We start from the raw sequence: 1,044 nt of genomic DNA, 5'->3' as shown, positions 1-1,044 counted from the left end.
CCCATTGTAACACGTGTGTAGCCCCGGACGTAAGGGCCGTGCTGATTTGACGTCATCCCCACCTTCCTCACACCTTACGGTGGCAGTATCTCCAGAGTGCCCAGCATTACCTGATGGCAACTAAAGAAAAGGGTTGCGCTCGTTATGGCACTTAAGCCGACACCTCACGGCACGAGCTGACGACAACCATGCAGCACCTCCACCAGCGCCCCGAAGGGCCTCATCATCTCTGAATCGTTCGCTGGCAGTTCAAGCCCGGGTAAGGTTCCTCGCGTATCATCGAATTAAACCACATGTTCCTCCGCTTGTGCGGGCCCCCGTCAATTCCTTTGAGTTTCACCGTTGCCGGCGTACTCCCCAGGTGGGATGCTTAACGATTTCTCTTGGCCGCTCACAGTATATCGCAAACAGCGGGCATCCATCGTTTACCGTGCGGACTACCAGGGTATCTAATCCTGTTCGATACCCGCACCTTCGAGCTTTAGCGTCAGTAAAGGCCTTGTTGGCTGCCTTCGCAATCGGAGTTCTTCGTGATATCTAAGCATTTCACCGCTACACCACGAATTCCGCCAACATCGAACTCACTCAAGATAACCAGTTCGCGACGCAGTTCAGCCGTTGAGCGGCTACATTTCACGTCACGCTTAATCATCAGCCTGCGCTCCCTTTAAACCCAATAAATCCGGATAACGCCTGGACCTTCCGTATTACCGCGGCTGCTGGCACGGAATTAGCCGGTCCTTATTCATATAGTACCTACAAACGGGGACACGTCCCCGACTTTATCCCTATATAAAAGCAGTTTACAACCCATAGGGCCGTCATCCTGCACGCTACTTGGCTGGTTCAGACTTCCGTCCATTGACCAATATTCCTCACTGCTGCCTCCCGTAGGAGTTTGGACCGTGTCTCAGTTCCAATGTGGGGGACCTTCCTCTCAGAACCCCTACTGATCGTCGGCTAGGTGGGCCGTTACCCCGCCTACTACCTAATCAGACGCATCCCCATCCTATAGCGGTAAACCTTTGGTATTCTTCAGATGTC

Annotated in this window: 1 rRNA gene; it reads right to left on the bottom strand. The window is 53.3% G+C overall.

Features of this window, described 5'->3' with window-relative positions:
• A 16S ribosomal RNA gene (locus BLU97_RS15590) occupies positions 1-1,044 on the bottom strand; the annotation flags it as partial.

Origin of the sequence: Xylanibacter ruminicola (genome assembly GCF_900107775.1) — a bacterium.
Taxonomy (GTDB): Bacteria; Bacteroidota; Bacteroidia; order Bacteroidales; family Bacteroidaceae; genus Prevotella; species Prevotella ruminicola_C.
Note: the sequence above shows the minus strand (reverse complement) of the source record. Positions and strands in the feature narration are given on the sequence as shown.